The organism is Nonomuraea sp. B12E4 (genome assembly GCF_039871825.1).
In the GTDB taxonomy this organism is placed as follows: Bacteria; Actinomycetota; Actinomycetes; order Streptosporangiales; family Streptosporangiaceae; genus Nonomuraea.
In genome coordinates this window covers 1-18,754 of the sequence record NZ_JBDPME010000034.1, presented here as the reverse complement: position 1 = coordinate 18,754, position 18,754 = coordinate 1, and the positions used below count along the sequence as shown (strand labels likewise).

Sequence of the window (18,754 nt, the reverse complement as noted above, 5' to 3'; positions counted from 1 at the left end):
CCGGGGCGGCCGGGCGCCTCAGCCCACCAGGTCAGGGGTGGGAGGGGCTCTGGGCGGCTTTGTGGGCCGCTGCTTCCAGGCGGCTCCGGTAGTCGGCCCACCACTCCTGGTCGCCCTGCGGCAGGTTGTCGTTGTCCCGCCGCAGCCCGGCGGCCCCGTCGATGAGCTCCCTGACGATGTCGGCGTGGCCGGCGTGCCGGTTGAGCTCGGCGATCACGTGCACCACGATCAGGTGGAGGGGGACCTGGCGCCGCTCCGGCGACCACCACTGCACCTCGCCGATGGTGTCCAGCTCCAGCTCGTCGATCGTCGCGTCCGCGTGCGCCCACACCCGGCGGTAGAACCCGACGATGTCCTCCCGGGACTCGTCGGCGGTCGCCCACATGTCGGAGTTGGGCTCGGCGTCCATGCCCATCCACGGCCGCGGCTCGGCGAACGGCCGGCCGAAGACCTCGCCGAAGTAGCCGGCCTCCACTCCCGACATGTGTTTCACCAGGCCCAGCAGGTTGGTGCCGGTGGGCGTCAGCGGGCGGCGGACGTCGTATTCCGACAGCCCTTCGAGCTTCCACAGCAGCGCTTCCCTGGCCTGCCGCAGGTAATGTCGCAGAACCGATTTCGCGTCCCATGTCATCATGCGGACATCCTCGCATCACGGTCCGACAACGCGACACGGAATAAAGCCCGGCGGGATCAGGCCCCTTCGCGCGGCGGGTAGAAGGTGACGTTCAGCTCGCCCTTGTCGGCGCCGACGACGATCGTCGAGCCGTCGGGCACGTCGCCCGCCAGCAGGGCGCGGCCGATCCTGGTCTCGACCTCGCGCGAGATGAACCGGCGCAGCGGCCGGGCGCCGTAGACCGGGTCGTAGCCCTCGTTGGCGATGAGCCGGCGCGCCTCCTCCGAGACGTCCAGGGTGAGCCGCCGGTCGGCCAGGCGCCGCCGGATGTCGGCGAACATCAGGTCCACGATCCGCTCGATCTCCGGCTCGGTCAGCGGCTTGAACAGCACGATGTCGTCGATCCTGTTGAGGAACTCGGGCCGGAAGTGCCGGCGCAGCTCCCCCATGACCCCCTCGCGCGCCGCGGGCTTGATCTCCCCGTCGGCGGTGATCCCGTCGAGCAGGTGGTGCGAGCCGATGTTCGAGGTCATGATGATCACGGTGTTGCGGAAGTCGACCGTACGGCCCTGCGCGTCGGTCAGCCGCCCGTCGTCGAGCACCTGCAGCAGTGTGTTGAACACGTCCGCGTGCGCCTTCTCGATCTCGTCGAACAGCACCACCGAGTACGGCTTGCGCCGCACGGCCTCGGTGAGCTGGCCGCCCTCCTCGTAGCCGACGTAACCGGGCGGCGCGCCGACGAGCCGGCTGACCGTGTGCCGCTCCTGGTACTCGCTCATGTCGATGCGCACCATGTTGTCCTCGGTGTCGAACAGCGCCTCCGCCAGGGACCTGGCGAGCTCGGTCTTCCCCACCCCGGTCGGCCCGAGGAAGAGGAACGACCCGATGGGGCGGCGCGGGTCCTTGATGCCGGAGCGGGCGCGGATGATGGCGTCGGCCACGAGCCGCACCGCCTCCTCCTGGCCGACGACGCGCTCGTGCAGGATCTCGTCGAGTTTGAGCAGCTTGTCGCGCTCTCCCTGCTGCAGCCGGGCCACGGGGATGCCGGTCCAGCGGGAGACGATGTCGGCGATCTCGTTCTCGGTCACCACCTCGCGCAGCAGCCGGTGACCGTTCTGCCGGGTGCCCAGCCGCTCCTCCTCGCCCCGCAGCCGGCGCTCCAGCTCGGGGATCCTGCCGTGCCGCAGCTCGGCCGCCAGGTTGAGGTCGTAGTCGCGCTCGGCCTGCTCGGCCTCCCGCCGTACGCTCTCCAGTCGCCGGCGCAGGCCCTGGACCTTGCGCAGGGCCGAGCGCTCGGCCTCCCACTGGGCCCGCATCGCCTCGGCCTGCGTGCGCAGCGCGGCCAGCTCCTCGCGCAGCTCGGCGAGACGGGAACGCCCGGCCGGGTCGTCCTCCTTGGCCAGCGCGGCCTCCTCGATCTCCAGCCGCCGTACCCTCCTGGTCAGCTCGTCGAGCTCGGCCGGCATGGAGTCGATCTCGGTACGCACCATCGCGCACGCCTCGTCGACCAGGTCGATCGCCTTGTCCGGGAGGAACCGGTCGGAGATGTAACGGTGGCTCAGCCGCACCGCCGCGACGAGGGCGCCGTCCTGGATCTTCACGCCGTGGAAGACCTCCAGCCGCTCGCGCAGGCCACGCAGGATCGACACGGTGTCCTCGACCGAGGGCTCGTCGATCAGCACCGGCTGGAACCGCCGCTCCAGGGCGGCGTCCTTCTCGATGCGCTTGCGGTACTCCTCCAGCGTGGTCGCGCCGATCATGTGCAGCTCGCCCCGGGCGAGCATCGGCTTGAGCATGTTGCCGGCGTCCATGGCGCCCTCGGTCGCCCCGGCCCCGACCACGTTGTGCAGCTCGTCCACGAACAGCAGGATCCGCCCCTCCGCCGCGGCCACCTCGTTCAGCACGGCCTTGAGCCGCTCCTCGAACTCCCCCCGATACTTGGCGCCCGCCACCAGGGCGCCCAGGTCCAGGCTGAAGACGCTCTTGTCACGTAGCCCCTCGGGCACGTCGCCGTGTGCGATCCGCTGCGCGAGCCCCTCGACCACGGCCGTCTTGCCGACGCCGGGATCGCCGACCAGGACGGGGTTGTTCTTGGTCTTGCGGGAGAGGATCTGGATCACCCGCCGGATCTCCGTGTCACGCCCGACCACCGGGTCCAGCCGGTCCGCCCGGGCGTCGGCCACCAGGTCGCGCCCGTACTTCTCCAGCGCCTCGTAGGCCACCTCGGGCATGGCCGAGGTGACGCGCTGGTGGCCGCGTACGGCGGTGAGCGCCTGCAGGAACCGGTCCCTGGTCAGCCCCCGGCCGTGCAGCAGCCGCCCGGATCCGGTCGTGGGCCCCTCCTCGATCAGGGCCAGCAGCAGGTGCTCGACCGAGACGTACTCGTCCTTCAGCCGGCGCGCCTCCCGGTCGGCGGCGTCGAGCAGCCGCGACAGGCGCTGGGTGAGGAACACCTGGCCGGGCGCGGCGCCGGGGCCGCTCACTTTGGGCCGGCGCGCCAGCTCCTGTTCCAGGTCGTCGCGCAGTCCCCCCGGGTCGGCGCCCGCCTGTTCCAGCAGCCGGGGGATCAGCCCTTCCGGCTGTTCGAGCAGGGCCAGCAGGAGGTGCTCGCCGTCCACCTCGGTGTGCCCGTGGCGCAGCGCCCTGGTCTGGGCGTCGTGCAGGGCTTCCTGCGTCTTCTGCGTCATCCTGTTCGGGTCCACGTCCAGCCCCCTGGCCTCATCGTGCGAGGTCGCGCAGCGCGGCCTCCAGCTCGTCGATCCGGTCGAGTAGGTCGATCACCACGCCGATCGCGGCGTAGTTGAGCGCCAGGCCCTCGTGCAGGCGCTGGATGCGGGCCGCCGCCGCCACCTGAGAAGGGGCGAAGCGCCACTCGCCCCTGGCGTCCGTGCCCGGGTCCAGCAGGCCGAGCGCCACCAGCCGGCGGACGGCCTGCGGGTGCAGGCCGGTGACGCGGGCGTAGGAGTCGAGGTCGAGCCGTTCCACGCGGACGAGCGCGTACGTCATCAGCGCCCCCTCGGGTCGAAGTGCGACTCGCCGGCGAGCCGCTGGAACAGGCGCCGCTCCTCCTCCGTCAGCCCGGCCGGCACCACGATGCGGACCTCGGCGAAGAAGTCGCCGGCGGCCCCGCGGGGGTTGGGCATACCGCGCCCTCTCAAGCGCAGGCGGCGGCCCGTGGAGGTACCCGGCGGCACCTTGACCTTCGCCTCGCCGCCCGGCGTGCCGACCGCGACCGTGGCCCCCAGCGCCGCCTCCCAGGGGGTGAGCGGCAGGGCGGCGTGGAGGTCGCGCCCCTCCACGCGGTAGCGGGGATGGCCGGCGATCCGGACGATCAGATGGAGGTCGCCCGGCCGCGCCCCCTGGCTCCCGTGCCCGCCCTGGCCGGCCAGCCTGATGCGCTGCCCGTTCGTGACCCCGGCCGGGATCGTCACGTCCAGCCGCCGGCCGCCGGGGAGCGTGAGGCCGCGGCGCCCGCCGTGGTAGGCCTCCTCGACCGTCAGCGTCAGCTCCGCCTCCTGGTCGGCGCCGGGCACGGGACCCCACCGCCGTCCGCCGAACATGCCGCCGAACAGGTCCTCCACGTCGATTCCCGGGCCGAAGCCGTAGTCCTCCGGCCGCGCCGGCCGCCGTCCTCCACTCGTCCCCGCTCCCGCGCCGGCCCGCGCCCACTCGGCGGGATCGACGTCGGGCGGCACCTGGCGGAAGTCGGGCCCGAACGCGTCGTAGCGGCGCCGCGCCTCGGGGTCGGACAGCACGGAGTACGCCTCCGCGATCTCCTTGAACCGGTCCTCCGCGCCGGGGTCCTTGTTGACGTCGGGATGGTAGGCCCGCACGAGCTTGCGGTACGCCCGCTGGATCTCGTCGGCGCCGGCATTCCTGCCGACGCCGAGCACCTCGTAGAAGTCCCGGCGGGCGGCCATCGCTACTCCACCTTCTTCGCGACCGCCACGGTCGCCGGCCGGAGCTGCCGCTCGGCGTCGCCGTAACCGGGCCGGAGCACCTCCACGACGGTGCCCGGCTCGGCGTCGGCCAGTTCGACGGTCATCACCGCGTCGTGGCGGCTGGGGTCGAAGGGCACGCCCGTCTCGTCGTGGCGGGGGTAGCCGAGCCTGGCCAGGACGTTGACGGCCTGGTCCCGCACCGCGCGTACCCCGTCGAGGACGGCGTCCGCGCCGTCCGGCGCGTGGCTCAGCGCGAGCTCCAGGTTGTCCAGGACGGGCAGCCATTCGGCGGCCACCGCGGCCCGCTCCTCGGCCCTGACCCGCTCGGACTCCCGGGCGATGCGCTTGCGAAGGTTGTCCAGGTCCGCGACGGCGCGCAACCAGCGATCCTCAAGCTCCGCCAGCTTCGCATCCGTCTCCACGGACGCGGGAGCCGCGGGCGCGGCACGCCCCGCGGGGGCGGGTCCTGGGGAAGCGGGTTTCGGGGACACCGGCTCCGCGGTTTCGGCCTGGGGCGGCTCCACCGGAGGTTCGGGTGCGTTCTCGTTCATGTCACTCGGGCTCCGACGTGGTGAACTCGGCGTCGATCACGTCGTCCGCACCGCCCGGGGCGCCTTCCTTCCTGCCCTGCGGCGGCACGCTGGGCCCGCCGGCGGCTCCGAGCGCGTGATAGACCTGCTGCAGCTCGCCGCTGAGCGCGCGCAGCCGGTCGACCGGCGCCTCTTCCTCGATCGCCTGCCTGGCGTCCTCGGCGAGCTGCCCGGCCCGGGCCTTCTCGTGCACCGGGACCGCCTCACCGAGCTCGTCCAGGCGGCGTTCCACCTGGTAGGCGACGGAGTCCAGCTCGTTGCGCGCGTCGATGGCCGCGCGCAGCCCGGCGTCCTCGTCACGGTGCCGCTCGGCGTCGGCGACCATCCGCTCGATCTCCGGCTTGTCCAGGTTGGAGCTCTCGCTGATGGTGATCCGCTGCTCGGCGCCGGTGTCCTTGTCCCGGGCCGAGACGTTCAGTATGCCGTTGGCGTCGATGTCGAAGGTGACCTCGATCTGCGGCGCTCCGCGCGGCGCGGGCCGGATGTTCTCCAGCCGGAAGCGTCCCAGCACCCGGTTGTCGGCGGCGCGCTCCCGCTCGCCCTGCAGGACGACGATGTCCACGGCGCCCTGGTTGTCCTCGGCCGTGCTGAAGACCTCCGTACGGCGGGCCGGGATCGTGGTGTTCCGCTCGATGACCTTGGTCATAAGCCCGCCGAGGGTCTCGACGCCCAGCGAGAGCGGCGTGACGTCGAGCAGCACGACGTCCTGCACCTCGCCCTTGATGATGGCGGCCTGGGCCGCCGCGCCGATGGCGACCACCTCGTCCGGGTTCACCGTCATGTTCGGGTCCTTGCCGTCGGTGAGCCTGCGTACGAGGTTCTGTACGGCCGGCATCCGGGTCGAGCCGCCGACGAGGATCACCTCGTCGATGTCCGCCGGTCTGAGCTTGGCGTCCTCCAGCGCCTGCTTGACGGGCGCCGTGCAGCGCTCCACCAGGTCGGCCGTGATCTGCTCGAACGTGGAGCGCATGAGCGTGGTGTTGAGATGCTTCGGCCCGGCCGCGTCCGCCGTGATGAACGGCAGGCTGATCGTGGTCTGGGTCACCGCCGAGAGCTCCGTCTTAGCCTTCTCGGCCGCCTCGAACAGCCGCTGCAGGGCCTGCGGGTCGTTGCGCAGGTCGATGCCCTGCTGCCGCTGGAACTCCTCGGCCAGGTGGTCGACGATCCTGCGGTCGAAGTCGTCGCCGCCCAGGTGCCCGTCCCCGGAGGTGGCGCGGACCTCCACGACCCCCTCGCCGATGTCCAGGATGCTGACGTCGAACGTGCCGCCGCCCAGGTCGAAGACCAGTACGGTCTCGTTGGCCTTCTTGTCCAGCCCGTACGCCAGCGCGGCGGCGGTGGGCTCGTTGATGATCCGCAGAACCTCCAGCCCCGCGATGCGCCCCGCGTCCTTGGTGGCCTGGCGCTGGGCGTCGTTGAAGTAGGCGGGCACGGTGATGACCGCCTCGGTCACCTTCTCGCCGAGGTGCTTGGCCGCGTCCGCGACGAGCTTGCGCAGCACGAGGGCCGAGACCTCCTCCGGCGCGTACTGCTTGTCGCCGACCTGGAACCGGACGGCTCCCTGCGGCCCCTCCACCACGTCGAAGGAGACGGCGTGGATCTCGCTGGCGACCTCGTCGTAGCGCCGGCCGATGAAGCGCTTGGCGGAATAGATCGTGCCCTTGGGGTTGAGGATGGCCTGGCGCCGCGCGAGCTGACCCACCAGCCGTTCCCCCTGGTCGGTGAAGGCCACCACCGACGGTGTCGTGCGCGATCCCTCCGCGTTGGGCAGCACGGTGGGGTGGCCGTCCTCCGTGGCGGCGATCACCGAGTTGGTGGTGCCCAGATCGATGCCGACTGCCTTGGCCATTGCTCCGCCCCCTACCGGTTCGCATGGCGAGGCGCCGGGGCTCGCGTGGACGTGACTCCACCCCTGCTTCGCGTCCCTACGTCCCTAGCCGCCTCTCTCTGACCCGCTAACCCGGACGATGTAGGGCGAACCCACTCGGACAAATATCTTTCCCCTGGTCAAGCAGGTTTTGCAGACACCGTGGGGGTGCATTACGGACGACATTTCCACCGTTTTGGGCATGCCCCATCCGCGAATGAGGCATGCTGGAGATCGCCGAAGGACCTGATCTCGATGTGACGGTCGCCCAGCGGTCCCGGCCCCGGTCATCACCGCCACTGCCGATGATCCGGCCCGGTGACGACAGCCACGACGTCAAGACCGTCAGGGGTTGTCTGTTCGCGCGCGGGCGTGTCCCGCCGGCCGCCTACGCGGCGACCGAGACCGGCCTGGCGGGCTGGCTGGAGTCCACCGTCTGCGACCCCGGCCTCATCGAGCTGGTACGCACCTTCCAGCGGGCCGAGGGCCTCGGCGAGGACGGCATCGTCGGGCCGAAGACCTGGCCGCCGTTGCTACGGGTGTGACCGGGGGCCTCAGCGGTCGCACATCCCCGCGATGAAGGCGTCGATCAGGTGCTGCCGCTTCTCGGGGGTGTCGGCAACGCCGGTGACGTAGACGGTGCCGGTGCGCCCGGCCTGGTCCTGCCCGCTGAACACCGAGGCGCCCGGCATGTCACCGGCGCCGAAGTAGGCCTGGCCGCAGCCCGACTCCATCCAGGCCACCCCGTAGCCGTAACGGGCGCCCTCGGGCCAGCCTGCCTGCTTGACCGGCACCATCGTGGCGGTCATCTTGCCCAGCGGGGCCTCGCGCCAGAACCGGTTGAGGTCCTCGGGGGTGGAGACCAGGCCGCCGCTGGACCCGAACTCATAGGTGGGCAACCGGTCGGTCAGGTCCGTCTCGCGGTCCCGCGGGCGGCCCGGGATCACCCCGTAGGTGTGCGCGTGCGGGCCGTGGATGCCGAGGTCGCCCTTGGCCGGCCAGTACGTGTCCCGCATCCCGTACGGCTGAAGGATCAGGTCCCGGCTGGCCTGCCGGAAGTCCTTGCCGGTCACCTTGGTCACGATCATGCCGAGAACCAGGTAGTTGGTGTTGGCGTAGGCGAACGAGCCACGGGTCGTGGGCTTGAGCCTCAGCGCCACCTGCAGATAGTCGGGGAACGGCTCCTTCCACGCGATCGCGTTGACGAACTCGGGCAGGCCGCTGGTCTGCTGCAGCAACATCCGGACAGTGATCTTCCGCCCGTCGATCCCGGCGCCGTCCCCCTTTCCGCGCAGCACACCTGGCAAATAACGCTCCACCGGCGCGTTCAGGTCGATCTTCCCCTGATCGATCAGCCGCAGCACGACGGCTGCCATGATCGGCTTGCTCATGCTGGCGATCCTGAACCGGCCCTCGGGGCCGATCATCGGCTGCCCGGTGCCCCGCTCCGCGGTGCCGGAGCGCAGGGTCAGGGTCGCGCCGCCCGGGGTCCGCACCTGGCTCAACGCGCCCGCCATGCCGTCCCCGGCGGTGAGACGCTCAAGGCGGGTCTGCGGTCCGGCGGTGAGGCGGTCAAGGCTGGACGGCGGCGGCGTCGCGGCGGCGGCGAAGGCGGGAGCGACAGGGGCGATGACCAGGGTGCCGGCGACTGCGGCGGCGAGCAATTTCGTCATGTCTCAAATCTGACGGGAAGCTCTTCCAAGGTCAGTCACGCATGCATGCCTCTCGTGGTGGGGTTATCCCTACCGGCGCGAGAGGTGCAGGGTCCCCCTAGGTCTCCAGGAGAGCGGAGCTCAGCCCGCAGATGGCGGTGATCAGGGTATCGCCCAGCCGGCGCCAGGACTGCTCGGCGTCGGCCGCCGCGATCCGCCCGGCGGCCAGGTCGGCCTCCAGCTCGGCGCTCATGTGCACGATGAGCAGGCGGGTCATGGCCGCGTTGCGGGCGGCGAGCTCGGGGTCGCGGTCCTGCCCGCGTGGCGGCCGGAGCTGTTCCAGGCGGCGGAACGAGGGCGTGCGCAGATGCGCCTGGATCACGTATTCGCGCAGCGACGGCTCCACCACCGCCTGGGCGAGGAACCGCCCGTACCAGGAGGGGGTGCCGAGCTCGATGTGGTGCTCGATGCTCGGCACGATGACGCAGGCGATCCAGTCGCGCAGCGAGACCTCACCCGACGCCTCCAGGTCGGCCGCCATCGGGGCGCGGTGCCGCTCGATCGCGTCCGCGTGGCGCGTCAAAATGGCCTGGATCAGCTCGTCGCGGGTGCTGAAGTGGTATTGCACGGCGGATTTGTTGCGCTGGCCCGCCGCCTCGCCGATCATCCTGATCGAGACGTTCGCGAACCCGTGTTCAGCGTAGAGCCGCTCCGCTGTGTGCATCAGCTTGTCCCTGGCGCGCGTCGAGCGGGTGGACGGCGTGGCGATCGCCGCGCTGGCTTTCATGAACGATCCTTGATCTCGTCTTTCCGCGCCGCGCCGGCCTCGCCGGGCGGCACATCCCCACCGTACGCTCCCCGCCGGCCCGGAATGAAAACCGCGATCAGAAACGAGACCAGCGCCGCGCCACCACCGATGAGGAGCGCGGCCCGGAACCCGTCGAAGGAGGTCACGGTCCCGGCCCCGAACCGGACGACCATGTCGGCCAGCACGACGGAGACCACGGCGCTGGAGGTCGAGGTGCCGATGGAGCGCATGAGAGCGTTCAGGCCGTTGGCCGCGCCGGTCTCCGACCTCGGCACCGACGACATGATCAGCGCGGGCATCGCGGAGTAGGTGATGCCCACCCCGGCACTGACGACGCACCCGAACACGACGATCTGCCAGACGCCGCCCATCAGCACCGTGCCCAGGCCGTAGCCCGCGGCGATCACGACGGCCCCGGCCATCAGCGACACCTTCGGCCCCCACCCGGCCGACAGCCGCGCCGACAGCGGCGACATCGCCATCATCACCAGCCCGCCGGGAGCCAGGCACAGGCCGATCACCAGTAACGACTGGCCGAGACCGTACCCCGTGGCGGTCGGCAGCGCGAGCAGTTGCGGCAGCACCAGCGACATGGCGAACATCGCGAAGCCCAGCATGACGGAGGCGACGTTCGTCAGCAGCACCCGGCGGCGCGCGGAGATCCGCAGGTCCACAAGCGGCCGTGGCGAGCGCAGCTCCCACCAGCCCCACACCAGCAGGATCACCGCGGCGGCGGCGAACAGCCCCGAGGTGGTGGGGCTCGTCCAACCCCAGTCGCCGCCCTTGGAGATCGCCAGCAGCAGGCAGACCAGCCCGGCCGACAACCCGGCGGCGCCGGCCACGTCGAACCTGCCGCCGGTGCGCACCCGCGATTCCGGCACCACGATCAGCACGACGACGGCCACCACCGCCCCGAACCCCGCCGAGACCCAGAACAACGCGTGCCAGTCGGCGATCTCGGCCAGCACCGCGGCCCCGGGCAGGCCCAGCGCGCTGCCCACGCCCAGGGAGGAGCTCATCAGCCCCATGGCCGAGCCGAGCCGGTCGGCGGGCAGCTCGTCCCGCATGATGCTGATGCCCAGCGGGATCACCCCGGCCGCCGCGCCCTGCAGCGTACGGCCCACGATCATCGGGATCAGCGAGCCGCTGACGGCGCAGACGACCGACCCGGCCACCAGCAGGCACAGGCAGATCAGCAGGATCCTCCGCTTGCCGTACATGTCGCCCAGACGCCCGAACACCGGGGTGGCCACCGCGCCCGCCAGCAGGGTCGCGGTGATGGCCCACGAGGTGTCCGAGGGCGAGGCGTGCAGCAGCGCCGGCAACTGCGGGACCAGCGGGATCACCAGCGTCTGCATGAGCGCCACCATGATGCCGGCCAGGGCCAGCACCGCCACGGTCATGCCGCCGCCCGGCGCCGGTTTCGCGGCGCCGGGGACCGCTGTCGTCATCGACGCCCTTCGCGGAGCGGCCGCCGATGGTGTCCCGGAGTCACCAGGTGACCCATACGTCCTGGAGCCCGCCGGACATCCCGCCGGTACGCAGTTTCAGGCGGTCCGCGGGATCCCGCAGTCGCAGGCCGGGCAGCCGCCTGATCAGGGTGCCCAGGACGACCTGGAGCTCCACTCTGGCCAGCGGCTGTCCGAGGCAGTAGTGCTTCCCCGCGCCGAAGGTGAGGTGCTGGGCGCTGTTGCCCCGGCGCGGGTCGAAGCGGTCGGGGTCGGCGAACTTGTCCGGGTCGCGGTTGGCGGCGGGGACGATCGGGATCATGGTGCTGCCGGCCGGGCACTTGGTCCCGCTGAGCTCGATGTCCTCGGTCAGGAACCTGGGCACCCCGCCGATCGCCGACAGCGTGCTGTCCAGCCGCAGCACCTCCTCGACGGTGCCCTGGATCAGCTCGGGGTCGTCGATCACGGCCTCGTAGCGCTCGCGGTCCGCGAGCAGCATCGCGACCATGATGGCGATCATGTTGGAGGTCGTCTCGTGGCCGGCCAGCAGCAGCCCGCGCACGGTGGCGATGAGTTCGGCCTGGCTGAGCCGGCCGTCCTCGGCGTCGGTGATCTGGGTCAGCTCGCTGAGCAGGTCGTCGCCCGGGTCGGCCCGGTTACGGTCGACCAGGTCCGACACGTACGCGGTGAACTCGCGGTAGGCCTGGTCGACCTCGTCCTGCGTGTAGCGCGTCAGCGTCAGCATGACGCGGGACCAGTGCGCGAACTTGTCCTGGTCCTCGCTCGGCGCGCCGATCAGCGCGCAGATGACGCGCACCGGGAGCGGCAGGCCGAGCCCGGCCGACAGGTTTCCCGGGGATCCCTTGGCCAGCATGGCGTCCAGCAGGCCGTCGGTCATCGCCTGGACCCTGGGCCGCCACACCTCCATCTTCCGCGCCGTGAACCAGCCGCTGAGCAACCGGCGCCAGCGCATGTGGTCCTGCCCCTCGCCGATGCTCGCGGAGCCCTCCCTGCGCCGGCTGAACAGCCCGCCGTCCTCGGTCGTGGACAACCGGGCGGCGCCCTCTCTGGCGAGGTTGCGGCTGAACCGGGGGTCCGCCAGCACGGCGCGGGCGTCGTCGTACCTGGTCACCACGGTGGCGGTGTCACCGCTCGGCAGCCGTACGTGGGCCACCGGGCATTTCTCGCGCAGCTCCGCGAACTGCGGTGGCGGCTCCAGGGCCGTGGGTCGGTCGAAGGGGAAATCTGGAATCGCCGCGTCAGCAGTCATCTTTGTCCTCCAGCTCGGCAGCCCGACTTTCCGAATATAAGGCGACCGCCTTAGTGCGGCAATCGTCACGCAAGGTGTCAAGCAGCCGAGATGGTACGGATGCCGGATTCGTCACCGCCTTCGCCCTGGCCGGGGCGCTGGCCCTGACCGCGGCCTTCGTCACCCCGCCCGACCCGGCCACGACGCCGATGAGCGCTTGAGACAGGACACGTCCCGCCCAGCCGGGGCAGCTCCGGCCTCCGGCTCAGGCGGCGTAGTTCCGCAGGAGGCGCAGGGCGTCGGCGGCGTGCGGCCCCTCGGCGATGAGGCCGGTCTGCCCGGGTGTGAGGCGGCGGGCGCCGACCCGGCAGAACTCCGCCGCGGAGCCGGTGATCCGGGCCGGGGCGGTGGGGTCGCCGAAGGTCCACCGGGTCCCGTCCGGTGCGGTCAGCTCGCAGAAGACGACCGGGGCGTCCGCGAGCCCGGCGACGGCGAAGGCGTAGGGCAGCGTACGGTGGGCCAGCCAGGCCACGTGACGCAACCGGGCCGCGTCGGGATAGTCGATGCCCAGCGGCACGGTGATGTCCTGGGCGTGCGCCCAGTGCTCGGCGATCCTGGTCGTGGCCAGCGTACGCGGGGACAGCGAGGTGCGCACCCAGGCGAGCCGGTGGCCCGCGGGGCAGGCGCGCAGCGTGCCGGGAGTGGCGAAGGCGGCCCTGCGCCAGCGCGCCAGCAACTCCTCCGCCGGCATCCCCCGCTCGGCGGCGACCATCTCGTCGGCCAGCCCGTCAACGGTGACCTCGGCGGACGCGTCGAGGAAGGCCCTGGCCTCCTCGGCCGGCCGGGTGCCGATCGCCTCCTCGGTCTGGGCGAGGTGCAGGACGACATCGGCGACGGTCCACCCCGCGGCGGCGGACGGCCTCGACCACTGATCCGGCGTCAGAGCGGCCAGCACCGCGTCCAACTGGCGATATTCGGCGGCGAGATCGTCAAAGACATCCGTCATCCCTCCACCATACCGAATAATATTCGGTCATCTCGGAATCGCACCGCAGTCGAGGCGCATGTCAATTCCTCGCCCGAAAAACCTATACAAAATGGACTAAAAGGAATAATCTCGACATCGCTCCAGTCGGCACACGACTGGAGCGCCAACGTACGAGGGGCCCCGGCAGCGCCGCCGGGGCTCACTCATGTGTCACCGCCGCGCCGCCCACAACATCCCTCGCTCGATGATGGTGCGCACGCTGTCGTTCCGCAGGACGTCGAGGCTGTGCCCGGGGGTCGTGACGAAGATCCGCCCGTCCCCCCAGTTCCGGGTCCAGACGGCCGGGGAGGTGACCTCCCGGTGCCAGGGGTCCCACGGGCGGACCCGCTGCGTCGTCGTCGCCAGCACGTCGATGTAGTCGTCCACCAGCACCCAGTACTGCTCGGTGACCAGGTCGAAGTCCGCGATGCCCGCCGTGATGGGATGGGAGCTCGCCGCGGGCAGCATGTTCACGGTGTAGGGCACGAAGTTGTGGTCAGGCGACCCCTCGTACCACTCGGCCGGATCCTTGCCCGGATGGCAGGCGAACTGGCCGCCGATGAGGTGCAGGTAGTCGGAAGAGTTGCGGAAGGAGTCGGCGATGCCGCCGTGCCAGCCCGCCATCCCGGTGCCGGCGCGGATCGCCGCCTCCAGCCCGCGCAGCTCCGCGCTCTCGATCGTGCCCATGGTGTAGCACTGCACGACCAGATCGACCCCGGACATGAACGCGGCGTCCGCGTACGGCGCCGGCGAATCCGCCCGGACCACCTCGAACCCCTCCTTCTCAAGGAAGGGAACGAAGAGCTCGGTGGCCTCCACCGGCACATGCCCTTCCCAGCCGCCCCGCACCACAAGGGCTCTACGCCCGTTGTCACTTGCCATGCGCCATCCCCAATCGCTCACCCAATGCTCAACGGGAGGGTACGCGGCCCGCGTACCTGGCCCAGAGCCCAGGTCACCGCCGCCGGCTCGGCGAGGCCGAACCTCGGGATCCGCTCCAGCCACACCTCCAGGGCGGCCTGCAGCTCCATGCGCGCCAGGTGCGAGCCTACGCACCGGTGGATGCCCAGGCCGAACGCGGCGTGCCGGTTGACCTCCCGATCGATGACCACCTCCCCCGCCCGGTCGAACTGCGCCGGGTCGCGGTTGGCCGCCGGGAACGACAGCAGGACCCAGTCGTCGGCCTTCATGTCGACGCCGTTCCAGCTCATGTCGTCCTTCACCAGCCGCGCCATCGTGACCGGCGCGTACATCCGCAGGAACTCCTCCATCGCGGTCGGCAGCAGGCCGGGCTCGGCGACCAGCCGCTCGCGGTCGGCCGGGGTCTTGGCGAGGTGCCACAACGACGCGCCGATCGCGCTCCACGTCGTGTCGATACCGGCGATGAGCAGCAGGGCCATCGTGCCGGCCACGTGCGTCGGCTCCAGCTTGCGGCCGTAGAGCTCGGCGTCGATCAGATACGTCGTGAGGTCGTCACGTGGCTGGTCCACGTGGTCGCGTATCTGCGCGAGCAGGTAGTCGAACAGCGTCGCCATCCGGGCCTGGCGCTCTTCCGACGGGAGGTTGATGCCCTCCAGCACGTTCTCGATGAACTCGCCGAACCGCGGCCCGTCCTCGGGCGGGAAGCCCAGCATGTCGGCGATGACCCTGATCGGGATGTGTTGCGCGTAGTCGCGGGCGCCATCGACGACGCCCCGGCCCTCGAACGCGTCGATCAGCGAGTGGCAGTAGTCCCGCGTCGCCGCCGCCCGCCGCGCGACCGCGGTCTTGGTGAACGCCGGGAGCAGCAGCTTACGCGCGTCCCGGTGGAACGGCGGGTCGGAGGAGATCGGCGGCGTGCTGCCCACGGGGGCAAGGTCGCGGGGCGGCCGGAAGTTGCTCATGACGATCGACCGGGACGAGAAGTGCTCGGTGTCGTAGGCGATGGCCGCGACGTCCTCGTAGCGCGTCGGCAGCCACCCGCCGCCGAACCGCTCGGTGCGCGCGATCGGGCAGCGTTGCCGCAGGTCGTCCTGGATGGAGTACGGGTCGGCCGCCCATTCGGGCTCGACATGCGAGAAGTCGGTCGCCCAGTCCGTCACCGGGCCGGTGATGATCTCGCTGCGCGTGCCGGGAGGCAACTCTCCTTCCCCCCGCCGGAAGCCCTCGGCGAAGCGATCATCAACGCTCATGTCATGCCTCCTCGATGAGGTCGATCGCCCTCTCCGGGCAGTTGGACACCGCCAGGCGCGCCGCGCGCTCCCCGGCGGACGGCACGACGCCGTCGCCGGCGACCTGCCCGTAACCTTCCTCGTCCTCCCCGAACACCTCCGGCGCCAGGGTGTAGCAGCGGCCATGCCCCTGGCACCGCTCCGGGTCGATCCGAACTTTCACTGAGTGGTCTCCTGGGGTGAGGTGAGGTCGGTGGGGGCGAGGGAGGTCACGACGCGGGTGAGCAACGCGGTCCACTCCTCGTCGTCGACCGGGTGCAGGTCCGGGGTGACGAGCGCGCTGCCCATCGCCAGCAGGAGGCAGAAGTGGGCGAACGCGTCGGGCGAGAGCGCGCGGTCCAGCTCTCCTCCGGCTTGCGCGGCGCGTACGAGCTGGGCGATGTGGCCGGCGCGCTCACCCACGTAGTCACGCATCGGCCCGGCCACGTCCGCGTCGCGCCGGGCCGCCACGAGCGCCTCGACGAGCAGGTGGCCACGGGCGTCGCGCCGGCGGGGCAACCGGCGGCCGGCCGCCACCAGCGACTCGGCCACGGACCGGTCGGGATCGTCGGCGAACAGGTCGGCGAGCAACCGCCGCCCGTGCGCCCGCAGCGCGGCCACGAGCAACTCGGCCTTCGACCCGAAGTGCGCGTAGAGCGCGCCGTTGCTCACGCCCGCGGTCGCGGCGATGTCGGCCACGCGGGTGCCGTCGTATCCACGCTGCGCGAAGATGTCAGCGGCGGCCCGCAACAACCGCTCCCGCGTCTCGGCAGCCGTTACGCCCGCAATACGACCCATGTCGGAATTAAAAACGCATTCATTTGATTGGTCAAGGAAACCTTCCTGGCTTTGGCGCCACCGGTCTGCGCGCCCGCGCCATGATGCGCCGCATGGCGCTGATGAGCCAGGGCGGCCAGTTCATCACCTACAGTTGGACCGGCAACACCCGCACCCGGCCCTGGCCCTGGTGCGCCGACACCGCCGCCATCTGCCCCCGCTGTCTGGCCGGACCCGACCCGATCTGGCGCATCTCCTGGCATCTGCTGCCCTGTGTGGTCTGCCCCCAGCATCGCGTCTATCTGACCGGCTGGTGTCCGAGCTGCCACACCCGGATCAGCGTCGGCGACACCCCACGCTACCGGCGCGAATGCAACGGACCGTGCGGCCCGCAGGGGCGCATCGTCGGCGCCCGCAACTGCCGGCAGCAACTCGCCCGGCTCCCCTGCCAGCCGGTCGGAAGCGAGCGGCTGCTGCGCATCCAGGAGGATCTCGCTCGGCTACGCCACCAACGCGCGGTTTCAAGATCCAGTAGACGTGTTGAGCATCCTCACCTGCCGGTCTTACCGTCGTGGCCATGCGACAGATCGATGACCCGGACGTGCTCAAGGTCATGACCAGCCGGTTTCGGATGAAGCTCTTCAGCCTCCTCTCCCAGATTGGCCCGGTCACAGTTAGCGAGCTCGCCAGACGGATGGATGCCGACCCCGGCCAGGTGAGCTACCACCTGCGGCAAATACAGAAACATGGATGGATCGAGGACGTGCCGGAGCTCGCCCGGGACAGCCGGGAACGTTGGGTGCGGGCGGCTATGGGCGGGTGGGCAGTGGTGGATCTCAAAACCCCGGAAGCCAGAGCCGTGGTGCGGGCGTGGAATTCACAGTGGGTGATCGACCAGTTCGAGCGGCTGCGCGACTTCGAACGCACTCACATGACGCTTCCCGAGGACTGGCAGGACGCGGCCTTTGGAGGCAGCCACCACCTACGGCTCACCAAGGATGAGTTGACGCAGCTCGCCGAGCAGCTCTATGCCGTGTTGCAGCCGTGGCGCGAGCTGGCCAAGTCGCGCGTCGAATCGAGCGAGGCTCCGCCGGATACACGCCCGGTCTTCATCTTCTACCACGCATTCCCCGAAGACCCCTGAGGAACCTTCCATGTATTTCATGCATGAGGAGTGGGGCCGCGCCTACCTCGATGAACAGCGAGCCGAGGCCGCACGATTACGCATGATCCCGCCGCGCTCGCGCCGACGTGTTCTTCCGCGCCTCCGCGGTCGGTTCGCAATCGCTCTCCGCCGCCTCGCCGATCACCTCGAACCTGCCTGATAGTCCTGAGGTCGCCAGCTGGCCCATCGACGCCGAGATGCCCCGGCCGGCCCAGCCGAGGGCATCTGACCGTCGCATGCTCCCTGCACGGGCTGAAGCTAGCGATCTTCGGCCGAATACTGTCAACTTCGATGACGCGAGCGCCGATATTTCGACGCCCATCGAAGTGACGGTGCCCAGGTCGGGAGCAGGTCCAATTGTCATCTTCGCTGCGTCCAGACAGCGAGTGCCAGGCAGTGGTTCGCGGCCTTGAAGGCGGTGGTGATGCTGGTCCGTCTAGAGGTGCCGGAGGCTCTGCCGCGGCTGGAGGCGATGTCTCCTGATGGCCGACGCTGGTCAGCCGTCCTGGCGGCGGCCACCATCGAGGTCGGCCTGACGCACCCAGACACGGATCGACTGCGCGGAGGGCTGGAACTCCTTGGCCAGTTCCTGCGGCGTCCGTCTCGCACGCACCAACTCCACCATCTGGCGGCGAAACTCCGGCGGATAGTTGTCCGGCACAGCAAACGCCTTCTTCCGGGAACCGGGGTTCCCCAGAGACCAGGTGTCCACCAAACCAGTCCAACTCCACTTCGCCGGCGTCGCGCGCATGACGGGCATGATCATCGAGGTGGTCGTGGCGTCTACAACATCTGATCAACAGGACGGACTCGGACAGAGCGAATCAACGCCGGGCCCTGCATTATGTGCGGAGCTTCTTCCGTTTACACGTAGGGATACCGCCCTTGAATTCTAGATATACATTCATATTCTCTGGCAAGTCTAGATTCTTATACTTCTGCCCCTTTTCGAGCTGCTCTATAATTGTCCCATCTGCCTCAAGTAGTACTACATACTCGTATTTCTCTAGCCGAACGTCAGCGCTTAGCGTTTCACCCCTTGCCATGAACGTGGCATTGACTTGCCGCCCTTCGGTGGGATGGGAGCCGTAGGCATAGAAAATCTTACCAGACACGCCGCCGAGATCGCCGTCTTGCGGGATGCGTTGAGTAATACAGCTTGTGGCCGATGCCGCACTGGAGAAGCCTAGAATAGGTGTGGCGGTTACCATGGCTACGACGCAGGTATTGATGAGCCGGCGCATGACGCACCTTTCCTTACTCGTGGCGACGGACCAATTTAAGGTCCCTAAATTTATATTCACTGAAGTTTTCTCAGCAGGCAAACCGGGTGATAGCGATCGGATGACCATGGATGTGGAGGTGTCGTCGATCGCCTGACAAGAGCATGGAGCCCTCGATAGAAGCGGATGTGCGACCATCCGTGCT

General features: G+C 70.1%; 20 protein-coding genes. 3 read left to right on the top strand and 17 right to left on the bottom strand.

Annotated elements, in window-relative coordinates:
- Positions 1–31 precede the first annotated feature (31 nt).
- The 6 genes from ABGB18_RS42870 to dnaK are packed head-to-tail and all read right to left on the bottom strand — an operon-like array spanning position 32 to position 6,993.
- On the bottom strand, positions 32–634 hold the full coding sequence (locus ABGB18_RS42870) for a DinB family protein (protein ID WP_347701437.1): 603 nt from the start codon (positions 632–634) through the stop codon (positions 32–34).
- 56 nt (positions 635–690) lie between these two features.
- A complete protein-coding gene (clpB, locus tag ABGB18_RS42865; RefSeq protein WP_347701436.1) occupies positions 691–3,315 on the bottom strand; it encodes an ATP-dependent chaperone ClpB in 2,625 nt (874 codons plus the stop codon).
- A gap of 16 nt (positions 3,316–3,331) precedes the next feature.
- On the bottom strand, positions 3,332–3,619 hold the full coding sequence (locus ABGB18_RS42860; RefSeq protein WP_347701435.1) for a chaperone modulator CbpM: 288 nt from the start codon (positions 3,617–3,619) through the stop codon (positions 3,332–3,334).
- On the bottom strand, positions 3,619–4,533 hold the full coding sequence (locus tag ABGB18_RS42855) for a DnaJ C-terminal domain-containing protein (protein ID WP_347701434.1): 915 nt from the start codon (positions 4,531–4,533) through the stop codon (positions 3,619–3,621). The genes ABGB18_RS42860 and ABGB18_RS42855 overlap by 1 nt, the downstream gene beginning before the upstream one ends.
- 2 nt (positions 4,534–4,535) lie before the next feature.
- Positions 4,536–5,105 (bottom strand): nucleotide exchange factor GrpE, encoded by a 570-nt coding sequence (locus ABGB18_RS42850; protein ID WP_347701433.1) that lies wholly within the window; start codon positions 5,103–5,105, stop codon positions 4,536–4,538.
- A 1-nt stretch (position 5,106) separates the two neighbouring features.
- Positions 5,107–6,993: a molecular chaperone DnaK gene (gene dnaK, locus ABGB18_RS42845; protein ID WP_347701432.1), complete on the bottom strand. Its 1,887-nt coding sequence runs from the start codon at positions 6,991–6,993 to the stop codon at positions 5,107–5,109.
- A gap of 242 nt (positions 6,994–7,235) precedes the next feature.
- Here dnaK and ABGB18_RS42840 point away from each other — a divergent pair, with 242 nt between their 5' ends.
- A complete protein-coding gene (locus tag ABGB18_RS42840; RefSeq protein ID WP_347701431.1) occupies positions 7,236–7,556 on the top strand; it encodes a peptidoglycan-binding protein in 321 nt (106 codons plus the stop codon).
- A gap of 9 nt (positions 7,557–7,565) precedes the next feature.
- Here ABGB18_RS42840 and ABGB18_RS42835 read toward each other — a convergent pair whose 3' ends face one another.
- From ABGB18_RS42835 to ABGB18_RS42820, 4 genes are all read right to left on the bottom strand, one after another.
- Positions 7,566–8,684 carry a serine hydrolase domain-containing protein gene (locus ABGB18_RS42835; protein WP_347701430.1) on the bottom strand — a complete coding sequence of 373 codons (1,119 nt, stop codon included), beginning with the start codon at positions 8,682–8,684 and terminating at the stop codon, positions 7,566–7,568.
- 97 nt (positions 8,685–8,781) lie between these two features.
- Positions 8,782–9,450 (bottom strand): helix-turn-helix domain-containing protein, encoded by a 669-nt coding sequence (locus ABGB18_RS42830; protein ID WP_347701429.1) that lies wholly within the window; start codon positions 9,448–9,450, stop codon positions 8,782–8,784.
- Positions 9,447–10,922 carry an MFS transporter gene (locus tag ABGB18_RS42825; protein ID WP_347701428.1) on the bottom strand — a complete coding sequence of 492 codons (1,476 nt, stop codon included), beginning with the start codon at positions 10,920–10,922 and terminating at the stop codon, positions 9,447–9,449. The genes ABGB18_RS42830 and ABGB18_RS42825 overlap by 4 nt, the downstream gene beginning before the upstream one ends.
- 40 nt (positions 10,923–10,962) lie before the next feature.
- A complete protein-coding gene (locus ABGB18_RS42820) occupies positions 10,963–12,189 on the bottom strand; it encodes a cytochrome P450 (RefSeq protein ID WP_347701427.1) in 1,227 nt (408 codons plus the stop codon).
- A 74-nt stretch (positions 12,190–12,263) separates the two neighbouring features.
- Between ABGB18_RS42820 and ABGB18_RS42815 the strand changes: the two genes are divergently transcribed.
- The gene (locus tag ABGB18_RS42815) at positions 12,264–12,389 is read left to right on the top strand and encodes a hypothetical protein (RefSeq protein ID WP_347701426.1); all 126 of its coding nucleotides are present in this window, start codon (positions 12,264–12,266) and stop codon (positions 12,387–12,389) included.
- Positions 12,390–12,433: 44 nt separating this feature from the next.
- On the opposite strand, the gene ABGB18_RS42810 is transcribed toward ABGB18_RS42815, so the two are convergent.
- The 5 genes from ABGB18_RS42810 to ABGB18_RS42790 all read right to left on the bottom strand — a co-directional run bounded on the left by ABGB18_RS42810 (position 12,434) and on the right by ABGB18_RS42790 (position 16,182).
- On the bottom strand, positions 12,434–13,174 hold the full coding sequence (locus ABGB18_RS42810) for a maleylpyruvate isomerase family mycothiol-dependent enzyme (RefSeq protein WP_347701425.1): 741 nt from the start codon (positions 13,172–13,174) through the stop codon (positions 12,434–12,436).
- A gap of 192 nt (positions 13,175–13,366) precedes the next feature.
- On the bottom strand, positions 13,367–14,077 hold the full coding sequence (locus ABGB18_RS42805; protein ID WP_347701424.1) for a ThuA domain-containing protein: 711 nt from the start codon (positions 14,075–14,077) through the stop codon (positions 13,367–13,369).
- 17 nt (positions 14,078–14,094) lie between these two features.
- Positions 14,095–15,366 (bottom strand): cytochrome P450, encoded by a 1,272-nt coding sequence (locus ABGB18_RS42800; RefSeq protein ID WP_347701423.1) that lies wholly within the window; start codon positions 15,364–15,366, stop codon positions 14,095–14,097.
- Between the two features lies 1 nt (position 15,367).
- Positions 15,368–15,568, bottom strand: coding sequence for a ferredoxin (locus ABGB18_RS42795; RefSeq protein WP_347701422.1), 201 nt, complete (start codon positions 15,566–15,568; stop codon positions 15,368–15,370).
- Positions 15,565–16,182 carry a helix-turn-helix domain-containing protein gene (locus tag ABGB18_RS42790; protein WP_347701421.1) on the bottom strand — a complete coding sequence of 206 codons (618 nt, stop codon included), beginning with the start codon at positions 16,180–16,182 and terminating at the stop codon, positions 15,565–15,567. Before ABGB18_RS42790 ends, ABGB18_RS42795 begins: the two co-directional genes overlap by 4 nt.
- 556 nt (positions 16,183–16,738) lie before the next feature.
- Here ABGB18_RS42790 and ABGB18_RS42785 point away from each other — a divergent pair.
- Positions 16,739–17,305, top strand: coding sequence for a helix-turn-helix domain-containing protein (locus tag ABGB18_RS42785; protein WP_347701420.1), 567 nt, complete (start codon positions 16,739–16,741; stop codon positions 17,303–17,305).
- Between the two features lie 517 nt (positions 17,306–17,822).
- Here the strand turns inward: ABGB18_RS42785 and ABGB18_RS42780 are convergent.
- A complete protein-coding gene (locus tag ABGB18_RS42780; protein ID WP_347701489.1) occupies positions 17,823–18,092 on the bottom strand; it encodes a transposase in 270 nt (89 codons plus the stop codon).
- Positions 18,093–18,168: 76 nt separating this feature from the next.
- Complete coding sequence (locus ABGB18_RS42775; RefSeq protein WP_347701419.1) at positions 18,169–18,570, bottom strand: hypothetical protein; 402 nt, start codon at positions 18,568–18,570, stop codon at positions 18,169–18,171.
- Positions 18,571–18,754: the final 184 nt, after the last annotated feature.